At 36.5% G+C, this 24,995-nt stretch carries 23 protein-coding genes and 1 pseudogene (1 of these 24 only partly in view); 15 read left to right on the forward strand and 9 right to left on the reverse strand.

Annotated elements, in window-relative coordinates; all coding sequences use genetic code 11:
• The 14 genes and pseudogenes from A2294_03095 to A2294_03160 all read left to right on the forward strand — a co-directional run.
• A pseudogene (locus A2294_03095) lies at nt 1-4 on the forward strand (hypothetical protein) (it extends 8,705 nt beyond the left edge of the window).
• 51 nt (nt 5-55) lie between these two features.
• On the forward strand, nt 56-907 hold the full coding sequence (locus A2294_03100; protein OGH85492.1) for a hypothetical protein: 852 nt from the start codon (nt 56-58) through the stop codon (nt 905-907).
• Between the two features lie 8 nt (nt 908-915).
• Nucleotides 916-1,293, forward strand: coding sequence for a hypothetical protein (locus tag A2294_03105; GenBank protein ID OGH85493.1), 378 nt, complete (start codon nt 916-918; stop codon nt 1,291-1,293).
• Nucleotides 1,294-1,384: 91 nt separating this feature from the next.
• A complete protein-coding gene (locus A2294_03110; protein ID OGH85494.1) occupies nt 1,385-2,596 on the forward strand; it encodes a hypothetical protein in 1,212 nt (403 codons plus the stop codon).
• 18 nt (nt 2,597-2,614) lie between these two features.
• A complete protein-coding gene (locus tag A2294_03115; protein ID OGH85495.1) occupies nt 2,615-3,856 on the forward strand; it encodes an Mn transporter in 1,242 nt (413 codons plus the stop codon).
• A 7-nt stretch (nt 3,857-3,863) separates the two neighbouring features.
• A complete protein-coding gene (locus tag A2294_03120) occupies nt 3,864-5,000 on the forward strand; it encodes a hypothetical protein (GenBank protein ID OGH85496.1) in 1,137 nt (378 codons plus the stop codon).
• Nucleotides 4,997-5,995: a hypothetical protein gene (locus tag A2294_03125; GenBank protein ID OGH85497.1), complete on the forward strand. Its 999-nt coding sequence runs from the start codon at nt 4,997-4,999 to the stop codon at nt 5,993-5,995. Before A2294_03120 ends, A2294_03125 begins: the two co-directional genes overlap by 4 nt.
• Nucleotides 5,996-6,000: 5 nt before the next feature.
• On the forward strand, nt 6,001-7,470 hold the full coding sequence (locus tag A2294_03130) for a hypothetical protein (protein ID OGH85498.1): 1,470 nt from the start codon (nt 6,001-6,003) through the stop codon (nt 7,468-7,470).
• Between the two features lie 9 nt (nt 7,471-7,479).
• Entirely contained in the window at nt 7,480-9,243 is a 1,764-nt protein-coding gene (locus A2294_03135; protein ID OGH85499.1) for a hypothetical protein, read from the forward strand.
• 9 nt (nt 9,244-9,252) lie between these two features.
• A complete protein-coding gene (locus A2294_03140; GenBank protein ID OGH85526.1) occupies nt 9,253-9,972 on the forward strand; it encodes a macrolide ABC transporter ATP-binding protein in 720 nt (239 codons plus the stop codon).
• Between the two features lie 12 nt (nt 9,973-9,984).
• On the forward strand, nt 9,985-11,220 hold the full coding sequence (locus A2294_03145) for a hypothetical protein (GenBank protein ID OGH85500.1): 1,236 nt from the start codon (nt 9,985-9,987) through the stop codon (nt 11,218-11,220).
• A complete protein-coding gene (locus A2294_03150; protein ID OGH85501.1) occupies nt 11,213-12,460 on the forward strand; it encodes a hypothetical protein in 1,248 nt (415 codons plus the stop codon). The genes A2294_03145 and A2294_03150 overlap by 8 nt, the downstream gene beginning before the upstream one ends.
• Before the next feature lie 70 nt (nt 12,461-12,530).
• A complete protein-coding gene (locus tag A2294_03155) occupies nt 12,531-13,232 on the forward strand; it encodes a hypothetical protein (GenBank protein OGH85502.1) in 702 nt (233 codons plus the stop codon).
• Between the two features lie 16 nt (nt 13,233-13,248).
• Nucleotides 13,249-13,830 carry a hypothetical protein gene (locus A2294_03160; protein OGH85503.1) on the forward strand — a complete coding sequence of 194 codons (582 nt, stop codon included), beginning with the start codon at nt 13,249-13,251 and terminating at the stop codon, nt 13,828-13,830.
• Nucleotides 13,831-13,868: 38 nt separating this feature from the next.
• Here the strand turns inward: A2294_03160 and A2294_03165 are convergent, their stop codons facing one another.
• The 4 genes from A2294_03165 to A2294_03180 are packed head-to-tail and all read right to left on the reverse strand — an operon-like array spanning nt 13,869 to nt 17,538.
• Nucleotides 13,869-14,294: a tRNA (adenosine(37)-N6)-threonylcarbamoyltransferase complex ATPase subunit type 1 TsaE gene (locus tag A2294_03165; protein ID OGH85504.1), complete on the reverse strand. Its 426-nt coding sequence runs from the start codon at nt 14,292-14,294 to the stop codon at nt 13,869-13,871.
• Nucleotides 14,275-15,126 carry a hypothetical protein gene (locus tag A2294_03170; protein OGH85505.1) on the reverse strand — a complete coding sequence of 284 codons (852 nt, stop codon included), beginning with the start codon at nt 15,124-15,126 and terminating at the stop codon, nt 14,275-14,277. Before A2294_03170 ends, A2294_03165 begins: the two co-directional genes overlap by 20 nt.
• Before the next feature lie 46 nt (nt 15,127-15,172).
• Nucleotides 15,173-16,297 carry a hypothetical protein gene (locus A2294_03175; protein ID OGH85506.1) on the reverse strand — a complete coding sequence of 375 codons (1,125 nt, stop codon included), beginning with the start codon at nt 16,295-16,297 and terminating at the stop codon, nt 15,173-15,175.
• A complete protein-coding gene (locus tag A2294_03180) occupies nt 16,294-17,538 on the reverse strand; it encodes a serine hydroxymethyltransferase (GenBank protein ID OGH85507.1) in 1,245 nt (414 codons plus the stop codon). The genes A2294_03175 and A2294_03180 overlap by 4 nt, the downstream gene beginning before the upstream one ends.
• 164 nt (nt 17,539-17,702) lie before the next feature.
• Between A2294_03180 and A2294_03185 the strand changes: the two genes are divergently transcribed.
• The gene (locus A2294_03185) at nt 17,703-18,407 is read left to right on the forward strand and encodes a hypothetical protein (GenBank protein OGH85508.1); all 705 of its coding nucleotides are present in this window, start codon (nt 17,703-17,705) and stop codon (nt 18,405-18,407) included.
• 43 nt (nt 18,408-18,450) lie between these two features.
• On the opposite strand, the gene A2294_03190 is transcribed toward A2294_03185, so the two are convergent.
• The 5 genes from A2294_03190 to A2294_03210 form a co-directional block, all read right to left on the reverse strand.
• Nucleotides 18,451-18,849, reverse strand: a complete 399-nt coding sequence (locus A2294_03190) for a hypothetical protein (GenBank protein OGH85509.1) — start codon at nt 18,847-18,849, stop codon at nt 18,451-18,453.
• 2 nt (nt 18,850-18,851) lie between these two features.
• On the reverse strand, nt 18,852-20,645 hold the full coding sequence (locus A2294_03195; GenBank protein OGH85510.1) for a single-stranded-DNA-specific exonuclease RecJ: 1,794 nt from the start codon (nt 20,643-20,645) through the stop codon (nt 18,852-18,854).
• 115 nt (nt 20,646-20,760) lie between these two features.
• Nucleotides 20,761-22,575 carry an elongation factor 4 gene (locus A2294_03200; GenBank protein ID OGH85511.1) on the reverse strand — a complete coding sequence of 605 codons (1,815 nt, stop codon included), beginning with the start codon at nt 22,573-22,575 and terminating at the stop codon, nt 20,761-20,763.
• A 1-nt stretch (nt 22,576) separates the two neighbouring features.
• Nucleotides 22,577-24,208 carry a murein biosynthesis integral membrane protein MurJ gene (locus A2294_03205; protein ID OGH85512.1) on the reverse strand — a complete coding sequence of 544 codons (1,632 nt, stop codon included), beginning with the start codon at nt 24,206-24,208 and terminating at the stop codon, nt 22,577-22,579.
• Nucleotides 24,205-24,897 (reverse strand): hypothetical protein, encoded by a 693-nt coding sequence (locus tag A2294_03210; protein ID OGH85513.1) that lies wholly within the window; start codon nt 24,895-24,897, stop codon nt 24,205-24,207. The genes A2294_03205 and A2294_03210 overlap by 4 nt, the downstream gene beginning before the upstream one ends.
• Nucleotides 24,898-24,995 lie beyond the last annotated feature (98 nt).

Consider the following 24,995-nt stretch of genomic DNA (forward strand, 5'->3'; position numbering starts at 1 on the left):
GTGACCTTCTGAACCTGTTAATTTAAATATCACCACTGTTTTGCCGGCAGCTCCTTTGGTTTTTTCTCCCAAAAATAATGATACAATTTCCGGTAATGAAATTGTAATAGTAGGAGGGGCCATACCGTTAGGTTCCTTGCAAGTTGATTTAGAGGGAGAGTCTTACATAACATCGGTAAGTGCCAATGGATCTTGGCAAATTGTGTTGCCTAATATTAGTCAATTAAGTAATGGTTTGCATACTTTAAATATTAGGGTTATAGATACAGCCGGTAATACTAGTGAAGCAAATCTACTTACATTAAATAAAGTTGAAGCAATAATTCCAGCGGTCACAGCTTCAGGCGTCTCCCTGGTCCCGGGCGTAGTTTTTCCAGCTTTGGGATCAATTACAGGACCTTCGGTTTTAATGCCTATCATTTTACCGGAATTATCCCTTCCCCCAGTCAAATTAATTGAAGAAACCGCAGGAGCAGTAGAATTAGCCGCCTTACCAGTACCTAATATTGCTAATGTGCAAGCCGCTGTCACTGTCACTCAGTCTAATTTAATTACTTTTGCCGGGACCGCTCTGCCCAACCAAGACGTTTTGATTTATATTCATAGCGATCAGGCTTTAGTTTACCGCACTCACACTGATAATGCCGGTCTTTGGAGTTTTTCCCATGATCAAAATGTAGCTGAATTAACTCCGGGGGAGCATTCTGTTTATGCCGTGGCTGTGGATACGGACGCTAAAGTTAAAAGCCGCCCTAGCGCCGTAGCTTTCTTTACTATATCTAAAAGTTTGTGGGTGACAATCTATAGCCTTTTAAATTTGCCAACCACTATTTTTGCTGTTATAATTTTATTAATAACTATTTTTTGGCTCTATCGCTTAAAAAGAAGAGGGGCGCTAGCGTCTTAATTAAAAATATGGATAAGAAGAAAATTCTTTTAATTGTTGAAGACGAGGTTTCTTTGGCTAAACTTTTACAACAGGAATTTTTTAAAGAAGGTTTTGATGTTTTAGTGGCTTACGATGGAGTTGTGGGTTTATCTTTAGCTTTAGAAAATAAACCGGACATAATTTTATTAGACCTGCTTTTGCCCAAAATGGACGGACTTAGCCTTTTAAGAGAATTGCGCAAAGATCCATGGGGTTTGGATGTGCCGGTGATTATTTTATCCAATTTAAGCGATGCGGAAAAAATTAGCGAGGCTGCCTCTAAAGAGGTCTTTGATTATTTAGTTAAGGCCGATTGGAAATTAGAGGATGTAATTAAGAAAGTTAAAGACAAATTAGGAATGTAAAAAAATAAAAGAGCCCTGCCTTTTGGTGGGGCTTTTAAGATTGCGCGATTTGTTTTTTTGTGTTATAATTTAAGAAGTAAAATTATTCAATATGCTTTATTTGAGTCAATTAATTAAGGCTAAAGTAAAAGATAGTTCTGATGAAGAAATAGGGCGTGTTTTTGATATTTTAATAAAACAAAAAGCGGGTATTTATTCTCCTTTAGAATTTTTGATAATTAAAAATAAAAAAAATAAATACTGGGTACCTTTTCAGTATGTGGAAAATCTTGGCGCCGACTCTATCACTTTAAAGACTCTTTGGGAAAAAATACCTTCTTTTGAGCAACAAAGTAAAGATCTTTTATATCTTTATCATGATATTTTGGATCAACAGATAGTAGATACAGAGGGTGTGCGTATAGTGCGTGTTAACGATTTAAAAGTTGGTGTTTTTCAAAATAAACTTTCCGTTTTGGGGATTGATGTAAGTTTTAAAGGAATTTTACGACGTTTGGGCTTGGAAAAAATTGATTTTTTAAGTTTGTTTAAGGTTTATTTAATTGATTGGCGCAAGGCACAGCCAATTCATGGCCACTTAAAAGTTGATACGTTGGCTGAAAGTTTGGTTAAATTACATCCAGCCGATTTGGCTAATATTGTAGAAAAATTAAATTTGAACGAAGGTATTTTACTTTTAAAAACTTTAGATAAAGACACTGCCGGGCGGGTTTTAGAAGAAATTCAGCCGGAGATCCAGAAAATTTTGGTACAAAAATTAGGCACAGAAGGGTCGGTTGACGTAGTAGGCAAAATGTCGGTTGATGAATTGGTAGATTTAATCCAATCATTATCTCCTGAAGAAGCCTCTTCCATTATTGCCAAATTGCCCAAAGATATAAAAACTCAAAGAGTTAAAAAAATGCTTATTTATCCAGAGGATACGGCTGGCGGCATGATGACTACTGAGTTTATTTCTGTTCAAGAAAATTTTACAGTTGCGGAAACAATTGAAACAATTAAAAATAAGTTTGGTGAATTCACTTTTATTCATTTTGTTTATGTGACAGACAAAGAGGGCAAATTTTTAGGTGTAGTTTCTTTGCGTCGTTTGCTTGTGGCGGAAAAACAGCAAACTATTAAAGAAATTATGCATAATTTCTTTAATATGCCCGTGGCTACGGTTGAACAAGATATAAAAGAGGTTGCTTCCATAATGACAAAATATAACCTGTTCTCTATTGCCGTTGTTGATGAAAGACAAAAAATGTTAGGTATAGTCACGGTTGATGATTTGATGCGCTATTTTTTGCCTCACGCTTAGAATTTTCCGGATATTTATATGTGGGAAAAAGCAAAAAAAATTTGGCCCAGAATGTTATTTTTTTTCAGTGTGATTGGTCCGGGCATTATAGCCGCCAATGCAGATAATGACGCCGGCGGAATCAGTACTTATTCTATCGCCGGTGCGCATTTTGGTCTTAAGATGCTTTGGGTTCTTTTTTTAATTACCTTTTCTTTGGCTATCACTCAAGAAATGGGTGTGCGTATCGGACTTATTACTCGCCAAGGATTGGGAGGAATAATCAGAGAACGTTTTGGCGTGCGCTGGACTGTTTTTGCCATGTTAACTCTTTTGGTGGCTAATTTAGGTACTATTGTGGCAGAATTTGCCGGTATTGCCGCTTCTTTAAGCATTTTTGGTGTTAGTAAATATCTTTCCGTACCTTTGGCGGCTTTAATTGTTTGGCTGGTTCTTTCCAGAGGTTCTTTTAAATTGGCTGAAAGAATTTTTTTAATTTTTTCTTTATTTTATTTAGTTTATATTGTTAATGGTTTCTTAATTCATCCTAATTTTGGTGAGTCTTTAACCGCTTTAGTGACGCCACATTTGGAATGGTCCGCTCCTTTTTTGTTAACCTTAATCGCTTTAATCGGTACAACCATTACTCCGTGGGGTCAATTTTTTATTCAATCTTATGTGGTTGATAAAGGTTTGGATATTAAACATTATCGCGTGGAAAAGGCCGAGGTATATTTAGGCGCTTTTTTAACCAATATCGTTAGTTTTTTCATTATCGTTGGCACAGCCGCAACTTTATATAAACACGGTGTTAGAATAGAAGACGCTAAAGATGCCGCCTTGGCGCTTAAGCCTTTAGCCGGACATTTTGCTGAAATTCTTTTTGCCTTTGGACTTTTTATTTCTTCCATGTTGGGGGCCTTCATTTTACCCACAACCACAGCTTACGCGTTTTGTGAGGCATTTGGTTGGGAATATGGTTTTAACACCGGTTGGAAGAGAGCTAGAATTTTTTATAGTATAATTTTGTTATCCATTGCTTTGCCTGCCCTTCTTATTTTATTGCCTAAAATTCCTTTAATGAATGTAATGCTTTTATCGCAGGACATTAACGGCATTCTTTTACCAATAATTTTAATTTTTGTCATGATTATTATTAATGATAAAAAAGTAATGGGAGAGTATGTAAGCAGGCGCTTAGGTAATTTTATTAGTTGGATTACTGTCTTTGGAATCATATTTTTTACAATCTTACTTTTATTTTTCTCTTTCTTTAAATAAACTTGCTATGAAAAATGGATCCCTGAATTTTTTTGAAGCGATGGCTGTGCTTTTGTGCGGAACAATAGGCGCCGGGATTTTAGGTATACCTTATGCAGTGGCTAAAGTCGGTTGGACATTGGGTATGGTTTATATTGTTTTGCTCGGTTTAATAATGTTGGGGCTCAATTTAATGTTAGGGGAAGTAACACTTAGAACTGGGCGGCCAATGCAGCTGGCTGGTTTGGCCGGACGTTATTTGGGAGGGACAGGAAAAAAAATAATGGCTGTCACCAGTTTATTTAGTTCTTTTGGGGCTCTTTTGGCTTACCTCATAGGGGAAGGACAAATACTACAGGGAATATTTGGCGGATCATCATTTTTTTGGAGTATAATTTTTTGGATTGGCGGTAGTATTTTAGTTTATTTTGGCTTATCTTTAGTCAAAAAAGTTGATATTTTTTTAACCCTGATAATTTTAGGGGTGGTTCTTTTAATTTCTTTTTTAAGCGTTCAAAAAATAGAACTGCCGCATTTGCAAACCGTCTCTTTTGGTAATCTTTTATTTCCTATCGGCGTAATTCTTTTTGCCTTTCAGAGCTCTTCGGCAATTCCTCAGGCAAAAAATGTTTTACCGGTTAATCAAAAAAAATTAAAAAGTATCATTATTTTATCAAGCGTCGTTATTACTGTGGTTTATATGCTTTTTGCCACTGCTGTTTTGGGTGTAACCGGAAATGAAACCACAGAGGTGGCCACTGTTGGTTTGGGCAAAAAATTAGGAATGCAGATTTTAATTTTGGCCAATATTTTCGCTTTGTTTGCCATGGGTAGCGGCTTTCTTAATTTATCTTCAGCCGTAAAGAATGTTTTTCTTTGGGATTATAAAATGACTCATTTAACTTCTTGGGTCATTACAACCACTATTCCTCTCATTTTGTTCTTTTTGGGTTTTAGAAGTTTTATCAATACCATAGATTTAATTGGTGCTGTATTTGGTTGTGTGGTGGCCATTTTAATAATTATGATTTATTGGCAGGCTAAACAAAAAGGGGATTTAGAGCCACACAGATATCGTTTGCACCATACTCTTTTATTAAGTGTGGCGGTGATAGCTATTTATTTAATAGCCTCTATTTATAGTTTAATTAAACAATTTGTATGAAGAAAAAAGTAAATGTTTGCATTTTAGGTACCGGCAGTATGGGAACGGCCTTAGCCAGACTTTTTAGTTTTAATGGGTGTGAGGTAAAGATGTGGGGAATTGATAAAGAGGCCATTTATAATATAAATTCTATTCACGAAAATATAAATTTTCTGCCCGGGGTTAAATTAAACACTGATATTTCCGCCACTTTAGAAATTGCGGAGGCCGTTAAGAAGGCTAAAATTATTGTTGTTGCAATACCCTCTCAAGTTGTAAGCAAGGTTTTTGACAGAGCTAAGAATTATCTTAATAAAGAGCAAATCATTTTAAGTGCTTCTAAGGGCATAGAGATAGAAAGCGGCTTAACGATTACCAGGGTTATAAAAAATAAATTGCCGCGTGAATGGCATGGCAATATAGCTGTTTTAATGGGTCCTCTTTTTGCTTCGGAAATTTCTACGGATGTTCCTACGGTGGGATTGATTGCTACTCCCAAAATTACGGTTTTTAAAATTTTAAAAAAGGTTTTGCAAAATAACAATTTTTTTGTGCGCTATAGCAGTGATGTAACTGGAGCGGAGTTGGGCGGGGCCTTAAAAAATGTATACGCTATTATTTTAGGTGTTTGTGACGGCCTGGGATACGGTTGGAATACTAAATCTGCCGCTATGACTGCGGCAGTTAAAGAAATGGCTTTAGTTGGTCATTATCTGGGCGGTCAAAAGGAGACTTTTTACGGTTTAGCGGGTTTGGGTGATTTATTAACTACCGGTTTCGGTGAAAAAAGCCGCAATCGTCGTTTTGGTGAAAAAGTTTGTTCCGGCCAATCGGTTGGGGAAGTGTTAAAGGATATAGGCCAGGTGGTGGAGGGGTCTTCCACAGTGAAAATTTTAATTAAATTATTAAAGAAAAGTAAAATAAAAACTCCTCTTCTAAATGCTGTTTTTGCTTTAGTTAATGATCAAAAAAATCCTTGTCAGCTAATGCATAAAATTTTAGAGAAAACTTCTTAGAAAATATGGAATATATCATTTCTTTGGATATTGGCACCTCTTCTGTAAGAGCTTTAGTTTTTGATTCCCAATTGGTAATACAAGAAACTGCACAGGTGGAATTAAAAACATTTTATCCGCAGAACGGTTGGGTGGAACAAGACCCCCTTGAATTGTGGCAAAAAAGTCAAGAGGTTTTAGAAAAAGTATTGCAGAGCGCTCAAAAAAATAATTGGATAATCAAAGGTATTGGCATTACTAACCAAAGAGAAACTGTGGTTGCTTGGTCAAAAAAAACCGGTCAGCCAATTTATAATGCTATTGTTTGGCAGGATCGACGAACGGCAAGGTATTGTCAAAAATTACAAAAACAAGGGTGGTTTAAAAAAATTTATGAAAAAACAGGTTTACGATTAGATCCTTATTTTTCCGCTTCCAAAATTAATTGGATTTTAAATAATGTTGAACAAGCCAAAAAAATAATTAAAAATAATGATTTGCTCGTAGGCACGATAGACACTTGGTTAATTTGGAATTTAACTAAAAAACAAAGTCATTTAACAGATGTGTCCAATGCTAGTCGCACCATGCTGTTTAATATTAAATCCTTAAAATGGGATGAGGAGTTGTTAAAAATTTTTAAAATCCCTTTTACAATTTTGCCCCAAGTGGTTGCCTCTGCTTGCCGGGGCAAAAATTTTGGTTTAGCTAAAATAAAAAATCAGGAAATTCCTCTTTTAGCTGTTTGTGGTGATCAAACCTCGGCTTTATTTGGACAAAATTGTTTAATTAGGGGCGAAGTAAAGGCTACTTACGGGACAGGCGGTTTTGTGGTAGTTAATGCCGGTTCTAAAATAAAATTAAAAAATTCCAAACTGATTACTACCATAGCTTGGCAAATAAATAAAGAAATTATTTATGCTTTGGAAGGAAGTATTTTTCAGAGCGGAGGATCTTTAAAATGGCTTAGGGATAATTTGGGTTTATTTAATAATTATGAAGAAATAAATTTATTTTCAAATGAAAGTAAAGATTCCAACGGTGTTTATCTAGTGCCGGCCTTTGTTGGTTTGGGTGCCCCCCATTGGAAGCCGGAGGTCAGGGGAATGATAAGCGGCTTAAATCATCAGACGCGCAAAGGTCATTTAATTAATGCCGCTATTGAATCCGCGGCCTTTCAAGTTAATGATATTTTAGAAGTAATTAAAAAGGAATATAAATTAAAAATTGGCAGCCTTAAGGTTGACGGTGGATTGACAAAAAGTAATTATTTATTACAATTTCAAGCAAATATTTCTAATATTTTGGTTAATAAAAATAAAAATGAAGAGATGACGGGACGAGGAGTAGCCTTGATGGCGGCTAAAATTTTAGCTTGGCCCTCACCCGCTTCTTTAGTAGATAAACCTTTCAAACCTCTAGCAACTATCATTCAAAGAAAAGAAAAATTAAACGGTTGGAAAAAAAGTTTATCTCAAATTTTTAAAGTTAAGTAATTTTTTAATATGCGTTTTATAAATAAAAAGAGTATTATTGTTGCCGGAGTAATATTGTTGGTTATAATATTAATTATTTGGAGGCAGACATCTGTTAAACCCAAAGAAATAACCACCGCTTTTGTAACTAAAGGAGAATTGCTACAATCTGTGGAACCTTCCGGATCTGTAAAATCCCAAACAGAAATAAATTTAAATTTTGATATGATAGGCAGGGTCGCCAAAGTTTATGTTAAGGTTGGCGATGAGGTAAAAGAAAGGCAATTACTGGCTAATTTGGAGAGTAGAAATTTAGATTCAGCCGTGGAACAAGCTAGGGCTGATTTATCAAAAGCCAAGGGTAATCTAGATTCTTATCTGGCCGGTTCCACGCCAGAAATCATTGCTCAATACGAGGCCGATGTTCAAAAAGCTGAAGCTAATTTAAAAAAGGCACAGGTTGATTTAGATAATCTTAAAGCCGGTTTGAGCCAGGGCTATAAAAATTCCTATACTAATCAACTAACAAATCTACAAGGCGCTTTAACCCCACTGGAAACTTCTATGACCGACATGGATTCGGTTTTAGGGGTGGAAAGCAGTTATGCCAACGATGCGTTTGATAAGGCTGTTACCGACTTAGACAACTCTTCATTTCATTATGCCAATGCCAATAAAAGTTTTTTGGCAACACGTTCTTTGTTGAACGATTTTAAAAACAGTCTTAATCAATTAGATATTAATTCCCCCTTCTCTTTACTTGAATCTGTTACAAGTAAAGCAAAATTGGCGTTAGATTCTGCAGGAAAGTCGCTTAATGACACTTGGACGGTTTTGGATAAAATAGATGTTTCTAATCCCAATAATGAAATCAGTATCTCAACAATAAACAGTAAAAAAACTGTTATTGACACAGATCGTGCCGCTATTACCGCTAAAAAAACAGTTGTCTTGGGCGGAGAGCAAAGTATCGCCACCGCTAGATTAAATTATGGCTTAGAATCCGGGTCGGCTGGTGCTTCTCAGGTGGCTCAATATGAAGCTAATATTAAAATTTATGAAGCGGCACTTTCTTCAGCCAAAGCCTCTCTAGATGCTAAAAAAGCCCCGCCTCGGGCAGTGGACCAAATCTCTTATGAAGCGGCGGTAAGATCAGCCGGAGCTAATCTTCTTTCCGCTGAAGCTAATCGTAGCAAAGCTTTTATTTATGCACCTGTAAACGGAATGATTACTCAAAAAAATAATGAAGTCGGAGAAAGTAATTCCACAGCTAATCCTGTTTTGGTTATGTTAGCCGACTCCGATTATGAAATAGAAGTTAACGTATCTGAATCCGATATAGCCAAAGTTAAAAATGGGCAAATTGTTGATATTACTTTAGATGCTTTTGGCGACGAACATGTTTTTAGGGGTAAAGTGACCATGATTGACCCGGCTGAAACTTTAATTTCCGATGTTGTTTATTACAAAGTTAAGGTTTCAATAGATCGTGAAGAAAGTTTGAAAACTGGTCGTAATATTACAGACCAATATTTAAACGATATTAAAGCCGGCATGACTGTCAGCGTCACTATTTTTACTAACCGTAAAAATGATGTGCTAATGATCCCGGAAAGAGCTGTCATTAATAAAGATAATAAGAAAACAGTGAGAGTTTTGATTGATAAAAAAAATCAAAAAATTGTAGAAAAAGAGGTGCTTACTGGTTTGCGTGGTAACGAAGGAATGGTAGAGGTTATTTCTGGTTTGAATGAAAATGAAGAAGTGGTTACATTTATTAAAAATGGCCAATAAAATATGTCTTTGATTAAAGTAGAAAATTTGTGTAAGGATTATAAAAACGATAGTATCCTCACGCCGGTTTTACATCATTTAAATTTTAATATTGAAAAAGGAGATTTTGTGGCCATTATGGGTCCTAGTGGATCGGGCAAATCAACTTTGATGCATATTTTAGGATTATTAGACCGTCCTTCTTGCGGTACTTATGAATTAGATGGTAAAGATGTTACTAAGATGAATGATGATGAATTAGCTAAATTGCGTAATCATAAAATTGGTTTTGTATTTCAATCTTTTAATCTTTTGCCTCGTACTTCGGTCTTGGAAAATGTAAAATTACCTTTATTTTATAGTCATATACCATTAAAAGAGCATAATGAGCGCGCTCAAAAAGCTTTAGAATCGGTAGGCCTAGGTAAGCGCTTGAATTATCTTTCCAATCAATTATCCGGAGGGGAGAAACAACGTGTCGCTATTGCTAGAGCTTTGGTGACCGAACCGGAAGTTATTTTTGCCGATGAGCCTACTGGGAATTTGGACAGTAAATCTGGTGGTCAGGTAATGGAAATTTTGCAAAACTTAAACATAGAAAAGGAACATCACCATACGGTAATTTTAGTCACCCACGAAACTTATACTGCGGAATTTGCTGAAAGAATAATTCGCTTAAAAGACGGACAGATTTTAAGCGATGAAAAAGTTTTGAATAGAAAAAAGGCAGAAGATGGCTTAATTAAATAATTTGTTCCTGTTATGTTTCTACTGCAGAATTTACATTTAATTTCTGCCACTTTAAATAAAAATAAACGCCGTACTTTTTTGACGATGCTGGGTATTATTATTGGCGTGGCGGCTGTAATTTTTATTAATTCTGTGGGAGCCGGAGCACAAAGTTTAATCTTTAATCAAATTAAAAGTATCGGTTCTAACTTAATTGGCATTTTGCCAGGAGGAAGCGAAGAAAGCGGTCCTCCGGCATCGGTAATGGGCATTATCATCACTACTTTAACTTATGATGACGCCGAAGCCATTATCAATAGAGTTTCTCATATTGACGGAGTTTCTTCCTATGTTTCCGGAAGTGCAACAGTTTCCTGGCATTCGGAATCTTTAGACACTAGTTTTACTGGCACCACGGCCTCTTACGTTCAAGTAGAAGATACACAGGTGGCTGAGGGTAGATTTTTTACCAAAGATGAGGAAAAAGATTTAAGTAAGGTGGTGGTGTTGGGTAGCCAAGCTAAAGAAGATTTATTCGGCGATCAAGATGCTTTAGGTGAAACACTTAGAATAAAAAAAGAGAGTTTTAGAGTGATAGGCGTTTTGAAGAAACGCGGTTCTTCTGGTTTTCAAAATTATGATAGCCAAGTTTTTGTCCCTTTATTTACGGCTCAAAAAATAATGCTCGGTATTAAACACGTTTCCTTTATTAGAGCCAAGGTGGATAGTGAAGATCATATTGATGACGCGGTTGAGCAAATTAAACAACTTTTGCGCGAAAGACATGATATAGCCAATCCGGAACAAGATGATTTTAGCGTAAGGAATCAGGCGCAGGCTCTTCAAACACTGGGTTCTGTCACTGACGCTTTGCGTTTATTTATGGCCGCTATTGCCGGATTAGGGTTGTTGGTTGGCGGAATTGGCATTATGAATATTATGTTGGTGGCCGTTAATGAAAGGATAAGAGAAATAGGTCTGCGTAAAGCAGTGGGAGCTACTTATAAGAATATTTTACGTCAATTTTTGGCCGAAACAATTTTTATTTCTTCCTTGTCTGGTTTGATTGGTATTGTAATTGGCATTTTTTTATCGTTTTTAACCTCCTTAATAGTTAAAAGCCTGGGTTACAGTTGGGAGTTTGTGGTTTCTTTGCAGTCAATTATTTTAGGTTTTGGAGTTTCCTTTTTAGTTGGTTTGATTTTCGGTGTCTATCCTGCCAGAAAAGCGGCTCGCTTAGAGCCTGTTGAGGCTCTGCGCTATGAATAAAATATATTTAATTAAATCAGCGTTGAAATCTTTAGTTAAAAATAAAATACGCAGTGTTTTAACAATTTTGGGTATTTCTATTGGTATTATAGCGGTAATTGTAGTAATGTCTGCCGGTAATTCTTTAAAAAAATTTGTTTCCGGACAATTAGAAATTTTTGGACCCAATTTAATTCAGGTGGAAGTTAAAGTTCCCGCAACTAAAAAAAATTCAACCCAGAATGCTATAGGGATGGCCACCGGAATAACCATAACCACTCTAACTCTTGATGATGCCGAAGCCATTGCTAAACTTAAAAATGTAGAAGCTGTTTCTCCCGGGCTTACCGGGCAAGAATTATCCAGTTATCAAGATCAAATAAAAAAGACGATGTTGTGGGGAGCGAGCGAAGATTTTTTAAAAGTAAACAAGATGATTCTGTCGGATGGACGTTTCTTTTCTAAAGAAGAAAATGATGGTTTGGCTAAAGTGGTGGTTTTGGGTTCCACAGTTAAAGATAAATTATTCGGCGAGACATATCCTTTGGAGAAAAATATTAAGCTCAATCGCGTTAATTATCGCGTAATTGGTGTGTTAGCTAAACAAGGGGCTTCCGGTTTTATGGATATGGATAGTGTTATTTACATTCCGGTAAAAACTTTGCAAAAACAAATTTTAGGTGTGGATCATGTTTTATTTATCAGTTTAGTGGTAAAAGATCAAAAAAAAGCCGAAGATACGGCCGACGAAATTACTAGTCTTTTGCGACGTCGTCACAACATTACCGATCCCAATAAGGATGATTTTTCCGCCACCACTATGGCTGAAGCTCAAGAAACAATCAATCAAATTTTTGATGGATTGGCTATTTTACTTTTGGCTTTAGTGGCAGTTTCTCTCTTGGTGGGTGGGGTGGGTATTATGAATATCATGTATGTAACTGTTTCAGAAAGAACTTATGAAATAGGTTTGTGCAAAGCCGTTGGAGCAACCAATCGGGATATTTTTTTACAGTTTTTGTTTGAATCCTTAGTAATGACCCTTGTTGCCGGTTTAGCGGGTATTTTAGTTGGTATTTTATTAGTTTATACAATCTCGTTGGTTGCTGCCTCCCAAGGTTTTGTTTTAGGTTTTAATTTGTCTGCGATCGGCATTATTGTAGCAATAACTTTTTCCTTAACCGTCGGTTTAATTTTCGGCCTAACTCCAGCTCGTCGAGCTTCCTTAATGGATCCTGTAAATGCCTTGAGGCAAGAATAGATTAAAAATTGGGAAAAACAAGAACGAAGAAATTGCCTTTAAACTTAAAATATGGTATATTATTATTAATATGGATTTTTTAGGCTATATTTGGACAAATTGGCTTTATATACCGGTTTTTAATGCCTTAATCTGGCTTTATAATGGACCGGCTAAAGAAAATTTGGGCTATGCTGTTATAATTTTAACCATAGGATTGCGTTTGGTTTTATTGCCTTTTAGCATTGTTTCCGAAAGAAACAAGATTAAATATAATAAATTATCGGAAAAAGTGGGGGAAATGCAAAAGGATTATAAAAAAGACCCCGAGGCTTTAAAAGAAAAAGTTAGAGAGTTATTAAAGAAAAGTAAAGTAAATCCTTGGGCTAAAATTTTAGTTCTAGCTATTCAAGCCTTAATGTTGGTTCTTTTATATCAGGTTTTTATTGGTGGAATTGCTAGGTATAAATTGAATGTTCTTTATCCTACAGTGGAAAAGCCGGAAATAATTTATACCCAGTTTTACGGTTTTGAACTTGGGATCAGAGACTGGCGCTGGGCGGCCGTTGTTGGTTTGGTTTTATTTGCAGAAAATTATTTGATACAAAGAAAAGTTAAACCGAATCGTTCCGAACAGCTTTATGCTATTTTCTTTCCCATAATGAGTTTTTTATTACTGTGGGCTTTGCCTATGGTTAAGTCAATATTTATTTTAACTTCTTTGGCTTTTTCTTATTTTTTGTCCCTGTTTAAGGGGATGTTTGCCCCAGAAAAAGGCTCGGAAGTAGATTAAAATTAATAATTTTTATATGGCCGCTGATTCATTGGATAAGTTAATGTATAATTTTGTAATGGAGGATGTTTTGCGTGGTCTTTTTATTTATGTGCCGCCAGGATATGTAGCTTGTGTTTATGATTTGGGCAGGGGAGTTTTAAAAAAAGTTTTAGCCCCCGGTTTGCATTTGAAAATTCCTTTTTGGCAAAAGGCCAAATTATTTAATACTCAAACTTTAGAATATGGTATCCGCAAAGATTTTAATTTGGAAAATGAAAAGGCCATGGGTGATGTTCCTGTGAATGCCTCTACTTTGGATGGTAAAAAAATTAGTATTGAAGGAACTGTTTTATTACGCTTAGATGTTCATCAAATTCCTGCGATTTGGCAGACAATCGGAGAAGATTTTGTGGAAAAAATTGTGCGGCCTACTATTAGGAGTAGATTTAGGTTGATTGCTTCTCGTTATAGTTACCAGGACATTGTCTCCAGCAAACGTGATGCTACTGAAACAGAATTAAAAAATGAGTTAGAAAGAATTTTTTATCCCCGTGGCATTTATGTAGAAAACGTTCTTTTGAGTGAAATTGAAATAAAAAATCACGAAAAAGAATAAAATTAAAAAATCAGCCTTGAAAAAGGCTGATTTTTTAATTAGTAACTAATTTTTCTTTTATTTTCACTCAAAACCTTAAAGAGAATTTTTTTTGTTTTATATTTTTTAAGTTGGGTTGCAATTTTTTCCGGCCATTCAATTGCCGCGAGAGTTTGTTTTTCGTCTAAATAATCAAATAAGCCAATTTCAATTATTTCTTGAAGATTTTTAATTCTGTAACAGTCTAGGTGGATGAAGCTTTTTATTCTTGAGTTTTTTTTAAGATGATAAACTCGCATTAGATTAAAAGTAGGACTACGCAAGGATTTTTTAATTCCCAATTCTTTAGCCAAACCTTTTAAAAAAGTTGTTTTGCCAGATCCCAAATTTCCTTTTAAAAGCAAGATTGAGCCTGTTGGCAATTTTTTCCCAATTTTTTTTCCCAATTTTTGAGTTTCCTCCTCGCTATGACTTGTGAAGACCATATTGCTTTTTAAACAAAAGATATGTATTTTCTAAAAGCATCGCCACGGTTAAGGGCCCTACACCTCCTGGAACAGGAGTGATCCAGCCTTTAACTGAAAGGGTTGTTGAGAAATTAACATCACCAATTATTTGACCATTTTTTGATTTATTTATGCCAACATCTATAACAATTGCCCCCTTTTTAAACATCGAGCCATTTAAAAAATCGGGTCGGCCTACAGCCACTACCACAATATCATATTTTTTTAAATTTTTAACTTTAATATTTTTAAGATTAAAGCGATCAACATCCAAACCTTTATTTTTAAGAATTATTTGTAAAGGGAACAAAAAAACGTCGCTTTTGCCAAGAATGGCACATTTAAGACCCTGGCCATTTTTATTTTTTAAAGCAGTTCTTATTAATTGCCAGATGGCTTTTGTTAAAACAGGTTCCACTATTTTTTTACCCCCCATTATTTTTTGAATATTTTTAGGATGAAAACCGTCCACGTCTTTTAATGGGTCAATAGTGTCGATAATTTTATTTGTGGGCAAATGAAGAGGCAGGGGTAGTTGGACAATAATTCCGTGTATGGATTTTGAACGATTTAGAAGCGCTATTTGTTTGATTATTTTTTCAGTGGAAATTTTGGCGGGGAATAAAATTTTTTTGAATTTTATTCCTGCTTCCCGGCAGGCTCTTTCTTTTAAAGAGACATAAAGCTTAGAGGCTGGGTCATTGCCAACTAAAATAACTCCCAGACCCGGCTTGATGGGGGACAGAAGAATTTTTTTCTTAAGATCCTTCCTTATTTTTTGGGCAATTTTTTTGCCATCTATAATATTCATGGATTGACATTGTAGCCTAAAAATGACTAAAAGTAAAGAATGGTGTTTACTCCAGTCTTAAACCGGCTGTTGTATATTTATTGCTTGCGTTCCACAGCATCCAGCCGTAAGAGGAATTTTTTTCCACTTCGTCAATCTGTGCTCTAATTTTTTCTGCGCCATAAGTAGCGCCTAAATTAAAAGCTTGGAGCCAGGGTCGGAATTTGGCTCGAGTATTGGTGAAAAACGGCAAACCTTTGGTTATGCCATTGGCAATGACTTCTTGAGGATGATCAGCCGGATTAGTAAAATTTAAATGTCCGGGATAATAGTGCGAGGGATACATCATGGGGCAAATATAGTCAACCTCATTAACGGCATCAACTATTCTTTGTCCTATACCCATATCGTCCCGGTGCTCCATTGTTAGGCCAAATAAATCCACGGAAGTCCAGATTGGTTCACCCTTCATTTCTTTATTTAGAAAGTGAAAAAAATCAGCTATAATTTCATACTTTTTTTTAGGGGTATCATAAACTATATTTTTAATCTGTCCATCGCTGGGAAAGCGTATATAGTCAAAATTAATTTCATCAAAACCCAGATCGGCCATCTCTTTGGCAATTTGCAGATTATAAGTCCAAACATATTTGTTAGTCATATCTACCCAAGAAAGACCCATTTTGTCGCGCCAAATTTTACCATTTTTATCTTTAAGTGCCCACTCCGGTCTTTTTTCCGCTAAAATGGGATCCTGAAAAAGAGTTTGTCTGGCTATAACGTAGATTTTTTTATCATGTAATTTTTTAATAAGATCCGGCAGATTTTTAATGCGCACATCTTTTAAACCTAATTTATTGGCCAGCCCCACTTTTGTGTTATAAAGCACTAAACCGCTGTAATCTTTAATATCAATTACCACGGCGTTTAATTCTGTTTTGTTAACCAAATCAATCATTTCCTCAATTTTTTTGGGATTACCGGCAGAATAGGCGGTTAAATAAATCGCTTTAACTGCTTGCTCTGGTGGTTTGGTTTTTGTTTCCTTTTCCGTTGGTGTAACTACAGTTAGAAATTCAGTTTTTTTAATTTCAGCGCTGGTTACATGCCACTGCCATAATACTAAAGAAATAGCCAGAAAACTAAATATAACAAAGAAAATCAAGCGCGTGTTGCGCTTTTGTCTTTTCATAAAGTTGGGTACAGCGGAAAATTTTCGGTTAATTCCTTTACTTGATTTTTTATATCATTCAAAATGGCCTCATTTTGGTGATTGGTAATTGCCAGTTCAATCCATCCGGCTATTTTTTCCATTTCTTTTTCCTTCATGCCTCTGGTGGTGATGGCGGGAGTGCCTAGTCTTATACCGGATGGATCCATGGGAGAGCGGGGGTCGTCCGGAATCATATTTTTATTTACCGTAATACCGGCCTTATCTAAGGCATTTTGAGCTTCTTTGCCGCTCAGTCCCTTATTCGTCACATCAATTAAAAGCAAGTGATTGTCAGATCCGCCAAAACATAATTTATAGTTTTTGATTAAAAATTCACGCTCTAAAATTTTGATATTTTTTTTAATTTGCAAAACATAATCTTTAAATTCCGGCTGTAGGGCTTCTTTAAAGGCCACGGCTTTGGCTGCAATGTTATTTTCATGGGGACCTCCTTGAAAGCCTGGGAAAACAGCCTTGTCTATATTTTTAGCCAGTTTTTCTTTACACATAATCATGCCGCCGCGTGGGCCACGTAAGGTTTTGTGAGTGGTGGTGGTTACTACATCAAAAATGGGTACGGGATTATTCATGACTCCGCCGGCAATCATGCCGGCAATATGGGCTACATCAGCCATGGTTATGGCTCCCACCTCGTCGGCGATTTCTTTAATTTTTTGATATTCAATTTCACGAGAGTAGGCGGAATAACCAACTAAAATTAATTTAGGCTTATGTTCTTGCGTCATTTTCCTTAAATTGTCCAAATCAATTAATCCTTCGGCGTTGGTTTTATAACGCACAAAATTAAAAATTTGAGCCATGTAGGTAACCGGATGTCCGTGAGTTAAATGTCCACCATGAGATAAATCCATGCCTAAAATTGTATCTCCTGGTTTTAAAAGAGCAAAATAAACCGCGATATTGGCTGGTGCTCCGGAAAGTGGCTGAACATTGACATGTTCGGCCCCAAATAATTGTTTGGCTCTGTCTATGGCTAATTGTTCTACTTGATCTATAAAACCGCAGCCACCATAGTAACGTTTGCCCGGGTAGCCCTCCGAATATTTATTGGTTAAAACAGATCCCAAAGCCTCCAGTACCGCCGGAGAGACAAAGTTTTCCGAGGGAATCATTTCCAAGTGATTTTTTTGGCGATTTTTTTCACATTGAATGAAGTTATAAATATCAGCATCAAAACTTTTTAAGTTATGGGTATACATAATTTTTGCTTAAATTAGATAAAATTTTAAACATCATTTTACACCATATTTTAATTTATAAGATAAGTTTGATTATTTAATCTTATCATTTTCTTGACAAGAAAAGCAAATCCTGGTAGCTTTTAAACTGTGGTCTTTAAAAAACTCTTTACACGGGTGATATTATGGAGGCCGAGACAAGAAACTCTAATCCTTTTTTGAAATGCACTAAGGGCTGGTTTGAATCTTGTATTGCATTCTTAAAAAACATTGGTGTAAATCTGCGAGCCAATGAGGCAAGTGGGGATTTGCTTCATCTCTTGGAACAGAGCCACCAGGCGACCGCTGATTTCTGGGACGGTTTTCCAGAGTGTCAGCCAGTTGCCGGATTGGAATATAGGTTCTTAAATCGCGGACTTTGGCCTTTGATCTTTGGCTTTGACTCAGCTACGCAAGAATTAAAGGTGATTTTTCCTTTAATCAATGCCGTCAGAATAAAACCTACTATTCATGCTTTAAGTCGTTTTATAAAGTATAGGGCTCGTTTGGGAAAGAATTATGCCACAAAAGAAGACGCCGAAAAAGAAATGTTGTCGCGTTTGCTTCAAAGCTATAGTCTGGAGTTTGGTGAATTACGTAATTCAGAGGAAAGACAGCGTCGTTATGGTCGCCAAGGTCATTTTTATGCCATGGAAGATAAGAGTCGGCGCGCTCCTTTGATTTTTGTTCTGCGTTATACTGAGGATAAGGAAGGCAAGCCCATTGTCATCATTATTACCTGTCATCCATTTAAAAGTAGTAGAGCTACGCGCACCAAGCCAAAAACTCGGGACCAGAGGGCGGCTCAAAAAAGAGTTTGGACACAGACCCTTGAACAAGTGGAGGAATAAAATAGCAAGATATTGCAGGGGGAGGCCTTAACGGCCCCCTTTTTTAAATCTTATCTAAAATTTGGTTGACTAATTTGTCCGCTTCTTTATTTTTTTCCCTAACAATATGATGAAAGGAAATCTTTTTAAATTTGATTGATAGATTATGAATTTTAAGAAAAAGCGGAGCTAAATCTACGTTGCGTATTTTATACTCATGATTAAGTTGTTTAACCATTAATTCACTATCAGAAAAACAGGTAATTTCTGACCCGCCAAGTTCCATTGATTTTTCTAAGGCAAAAATTAAAGCTCGATATTCGGCTTGGTTATTAGTTGTTTCACCCAGATATTCTCCAAAAGAGGAAATGGTCTCTCCCGAAACATTTTTGATTACTATTCCGGCGGCGGCCGGACCAGGGTTACCTCTAGCGCCTCCATCTGTATAAATAAATAATTGCATATTTATTGTATTGGTTGATTTAGTTTTAAATCTACTAATTTTAATTGTAATTCCCTGTTGCCATTCCATTCGTTAACGGATACCTCAAAAACCGCATCCACCGAATCTCCTGGTTTTAAAACTTGACACCAATTTTGACCTTTGATATTTTCGTCGCCAAAACAAAAACCAATCATTTTACGATGTTCAAAAGTATGTTGTCGTACTAAAAGTTTTAAGTGTCTGCCATTGTTGCCCACTGGTTCCACGCTGGCAATGGTTAGATTTTTCGCTAAGTATTTTGGTTCAGGGTTATTTTGCCCGAAAGGCTCAAATTTTTGTAGTAAATCATAAGAATCCCAATTAACATCTTCTAATTTTACTTCCGTATCAATTTTAAGAACCGGAATTATTTTCTTATTTATTACTTCTTTTTTCACCATTTCTAAAAATAAAGATTCAAACTTTTTTAATGTTTCTGCCCTTGAATTTTTTAAAGTAAAACCGCAGGCTTGGGGATGTCCGCCATATTTGCTAAACAATTCGTTTAATTCAATCATTTTTTCCATGATATTGATTTCTTCAATACTGCGTCCTGATCCATGAATTTGCCCATCTTTATCCGTCATGATGATGACTGGTTTGTAAAATTCGTTGCAAAGCCTGGAAGCAATAAGACCAATTAGACCCACTGGCCAATCCTTTTTAATTACAAAAATAATCGGTTCATTTGTTTGGTCAGTTTCCTTAATTTGTAATTTAGCCTCGTTAACCATTTTTTCCGTTATCTGTTGGCGCTCTTGGTTGTTAACATTTAATTCTCTGGCCAATTCTTTGGCCTCGTCTTTATCCTCGGTATTTAAAAGTTGAAAAGCGCCATTGGCGTGTTTAACTCTTCCGGCCGCATTGATGCGCGGGGCAATTTTAAAGCCTATGTCAGATGTAAAGAGTCTGCGGGAGTTGTCTTTATTTTCTTGATTTTTGTTTAATCCGCAGATTTCTAAAAGTTCTTTCAGGCCGATTCTTTTGGTTTTGTTAAGAACAATTAAGCCATATTTGGTAAGAGTTCGGGATTCACCAAGTAGGGGAACCATATCGGCTACACTGGAAATTGCCACTAAATCTAAAAGCCACTTTTCATGCATTTCGCGAGTGTCTTTTATTTGCCAGTGAGCCGCGGCGCGCTTGTCTTTTAAAAGAGCTTGAACTAGTTTAAAAGCCACTCCACCTCCGGATAATCCTTTGTCCGGATAAGTTTCTCCGGGCACCTTAGGATGAATGATTGCCACGGCTGGCGGTAAGGTTTCCGGTACATTATGATGGTCGGTAATAATTACATCAACACCTTTGCTTTGGGCCAGAGAGATTTCTTCTTTGTTAGAAATACCACAGTCGCAAGACAGTAGAAGTTTAGCTCCGGCCGAAGCGATAATTTCTATCGTATTTTTATTAATGCCATATCCGTCTAAATCGCGATCAGGTAAAAAGACGTCCACGCGTTTGGCGCCTAGAGCCTTGAGGGTGGAGATTAAAATGACAGAAGCGCAAACACCATCAGCATCATAATCGCCATGGACAATTATTAACTCATTTTTTTCTATGGCTTGAAAGATTCTATTCACGGCTGAAACCATATCCTTAAAAAGATAAGGGTCAAAAACATCTTGAGAATAATCAGGATAAAGAAATTCATCAATTTTTTCTTGCGTTAAAAGATTGCGATTGTGAAGTAATTGCAAAACTACCTCCGGTATTTCGGGAAATTGTTTTTTAAACTCTTCGGTAAGGGATTCCGCCACCCGCCAGATTTTTTGCATAAATTTTATCTAAAAGCCGGGCCGATTGTCCAAGCCAACATGCCAAAAACTACAATGACAGTTAAAAACATCCAAAAGATTTTGATTAATTTTTTTCTTTTCATATGAATTTATTTTATCTTTTTAAAATAGCCAGATAGGTTTCACTGGGTATTTCCACCCTTCCTTTGGCCAGCATTTTTTTCTTACCGGCTTTTTGTTTTTGCAAAAGTTTCATTTTACGCGTCCAATCGCCCCCGGACATTTTAGCCAAGACGTCTTTGCGCATAGCGGGGATTCTTTCGGCGGCTAAAACTTTGCTACCTATGCCAGCTTGAATCTTGATTTCAAACATTTGTCGTGGCAGGCTGGCTTTTAATTTTTCTACCACAACTCTTCCTGCGCGATAGGCTTCTTCTTCATATACCAAAGAAGAAAGAGCCTCTACTTCTTCCTCGGCTACAACTATTTTTAATTTTACTACTTTGGCCGACTGATAAGCGGAAAGTTCATAATTTAAAGAAGCGTAGCCGGAAGAAATACTTTTTAAACGGTCATAAAAATCAACCAAAATAGAAGCTAGAGGAATTTGATAATGCAAAATAGCGCGATTGGAGTCTAAATATTCCGTATTAGTGTAAGTACCATGTTTTTCTTGCACCAATTGCATGATAGCGCCAATAAATTCTTTGGGTGAGACAATGTCGGCTTTTACCAGAGGTTCTTCTATTTGTTTAATGTTGGTGGGGTCGGGTAATTCTTGCGGACTTTTAATAATTATTTTTTCCCCGTCCGTTTTAGTTACTTTATAAGCTACGGACGGAACGGTAATGATGATTTTTAAGTTATATTCGCGTTCTAACCTTTCTCTAAAAATATCCAAATGCAAGAGTCCTAAAAAACCGCAGCGAAAACCAAAACCCAAAGCAGGAGAATGCTCGGCTTCAAATGTAAGGGCGGAATCATTAAGTTTTAATTTTAAAATCGCCTCGCGTAAACGTTCAAAGTCGTTGCCTTGTTGGCAAAAAACGCCGGCAAAAACCATTGGATTAACCTCTTTATAGCCTGGCAAGGATGCTACATTTTTAGTTTCTTTTAAGACTATGGTATCTCCCACACGGCAGCCTTCAATATTTTTGAATCCCGTAACAATGTAGCCAATTTCTCCAGCCGAGATTTGGCTGGAGGCACTGTATTTTGGCTTAAAAAATCCCACTTCTATTATATCGCTTTCTTTTTCAGTGGCTTGAAAAAAAATTTTGTTTCCCCGCGTAGCTCTGCCGTCAATTAATCTTACATAAGCCACTACTCCCCGATAGTCATCATAAACAGAATCAAAAATTAAAGCGCGTAAGGGTTTGTCTAAAGCTCCTTTGGGCGAGGGTATAATTTCCACCACTTTTTGCAATATTTTTTCCACTCCTTCACCTGTTTTGGCAGAGACAGACAAAATGTCTTCTTCCTTGCAACCGATCAAATTAATTATTTCTTGTTTGGTTTCTACAATTTTGGCCGAAGGCAAATCAATTTTATTAATAACCGGAATAATGGTTAGATTTTGATCTAAGGCCAAGTAAAGATTGCCAATAGTCTGGGCTTGCACTCCTTGGGTGGCGTCAACAAGCAGGATGGCACCTTCTACGGCGGCGAGTGAACGTGAAACCTCATAATTAAAGTCCACGTGCCCGGGAGTATCAATTAAATTTAAAATATAATTTTTTCCCCGTAAGGTATAGTCCATTCTAACCGGAGTTAATTTAATGGTAATGCCGCGTTCACGTTCCAAGTCCATGGAATCCAAAATTTGCGCTTTCATTTCGCGCTTACTTACTGTTCCGGTAAATTCCAAAAGTCTGTCGGCTAAAGTTGATTTGCCGTGATCGATGTGGGCAATAATGCAGAAATTTCTGATATTATCCATAAAAAACAGTTTCTTTTTCAGTCCAACCATTTTACTTATTTATTTCGGAAACATCAAGGGCTACGGCGGGACGACGAATAAGTCTTTTTTTGATGACGTTAATAAAAATTTGCATTTCTTTATTTTTTAATAGTAATCCTACCAGAATATAAATTATTAATCCTCCCAGGCCGGCTAAGAGAGCTTGGCTTAAAATTCCTAGAAAAGTGTGGGTGTCTAAAAATACATCCCCAACCTGTTTTAAAGCTTGAACGGTTAACCCCATTAAGATTGCCGCTGCGCTCATTTTATATACCGCGGGCAAAATATTTGTTTCGTCAAGATTTTTTAAACGAATACGCAATAACACCCAAAGCAGAATAAAATTTACTAAATTTCCTAAAGAAAAAGCCAAGGCCAATCCTTCAACTCCAAAGTTACCTTTGGTAATTTGCCAAGCGACAATAATATTTAGACCTACGGAAATTAAACCGGAAATGAAAGGGGTAATTGTGTCTTCTAAAGCGTAAAAAGAGCGAGCCAAAAGAGGAATCAGCGATTGGGCAAAAAGGCTTAAAGTAAAAAAAGCCAACGTGTCTGAGGTTTTGATTGTGGCATCCCAATCAAAAGCTCCCGTTCCCAAAACCACGCGCACAATTTGCGCCCGCAACATTAAAAATAAAATCATTAAGGGAATGGTAAAAAATAAAATTTGCCGGGTGGTGGAAGAAAAAGTAGAAATAATTTTTTCTTTGTCTCCTTTGGCCGCCAGTTCCGAGAGTGTAGGAAAAGCCGCGACGGCAAAAGAAATGCCGATTAGTCCCAAAGGCAAAGATTGCAGATTAAAGGCATAATTGTAAACAGCTACACTGCCTACGGCCAAGGTTGAGGCAAAAACCGTCATTACAATGGCATTAAGCTGTCCAGCTGCTAAACCCAAGGTTCTGGGTATAATCAGTTTTATTACATTTAAAAGATTTTTATCTTTAAAATTGAATAGCCAAAAATAAGCATAACCGGCATGAAATAAAGATGGGAGTTGTATTAAAAAATGTAAAAGCGCTCCCAAAATTACTCCCCAAGCCAATCCCGCGTTGCCTAGTAAGGGTACAAAAATCACGGCTCCAATAATAATACCAACATTGTACATCATTGGCGAAAGGGAGTAGATGAAGAAATTTTTTAGGGACTGCAAAACTGCGCCCACTACCGTGGACAATCCTAAAAGTAAGGGGCTCAATAGCATGACGCGAGTCATTTTTATTGTCAGAGTAAGCTTTTCTTCACTAAATCCCGGCGCAATCAAAGGCACTAGAAGGGGAGCGAGAATAATTAAGATAATGGTTAAAAAAATTAAAAAAATACCCAAAGTATTGATGGCGTTATTTACTAATCGCCAAGCTTCATCTTTTTTATTTTTTAAAAAACTCCGATTAAATAATTTGCTGAAAATCGGAATAAAACCAGCAGAAAAAGCCCCTAAAATTATAAGATTATAGGCTAAGTCCGGTATTTTAAAAGCGGCATAATAGACGTCAACAATATCTCCCGCGCCAAAATAATGAGCTAAAACTCGATCGCGTATAAAACCCAAAAGACGGGAGGCTAAGGTAGTGGCTCCCAAAATTATGGCCGCCCCGGTGACGGTTTCGGTTTGACTGTTGAAAAATTTTTTCCAAATCATTTTTGATTGGAGAAGTTTACTTTAAGTGTAATTCTTTGAGTTTTATTTTTGTCTTGATCGTCCGTAATAAACAGTTCCCCGCTGGTTTTTTCTTTAGTAAAGGAAAGATAAAAATTCCCGCCATTTTTATTTTCTTCTTTAACTTGGTAATCTTGGCTAACTAAATTTTTTTTATAAAAATCTTTTATTTTTCTTGGCACTTCATTAATGTTTTCCCATTCAATTTCGGCAATATCAAGACTGCTGTCAGAGGCCGGTTGTAAAATTATTTTGATTTCGCTCCATTTAAGTGTATTGGAAAGAGCTATATTATTGTGTAGAATTTTTTGTTCTGGTGAAAAATTAGGATTGAATTTTAAAATAAGAGGACCAAAGATATATTTGGGTATTTGGGAAAGACGATTAAAAAAAGTGTCATTTTCTTTGGCGTCCTGATATTGGATAGAGTTGCGGTCGTCAAAACGATATAAAGGAATATCAGTAGGAAAAAGGTCGGGTAGTACTGCCATTCTTTTAATAGTAGGGCCGCTGTAAAAAATACTGATAAAACTAAAAATAAGAATGGCTAAAATACCCAGTGTTAAAATTAAGGTAAAGGCTCTCCAAAGACAAGAGCGCCGGTTTTTAAGAGGCGGTTCTTCAATTGGTGAAGGAGTGAAATCGCGAATGATTGGTTGGGATTCATCCATAGATGGATATATTTTAGCAGAATCCTTGACTTTATTCAACTATAATGATAAAAAACAATTGTTGGCTAATTTGGCCGCACCTTATCCGTGAGGTTCAC

It is taken from the genome of Candidatus Magasanikbacteria bacterium RIFOXYB2_FULL_38_10 (genome assembly GCA_001783145.1).
Taxonomy (GTDB): Bacteria; Patescibacteriota; Patescibacteriia; order Magasanikbacterales; family UBA10003; genus GWC2-40-17.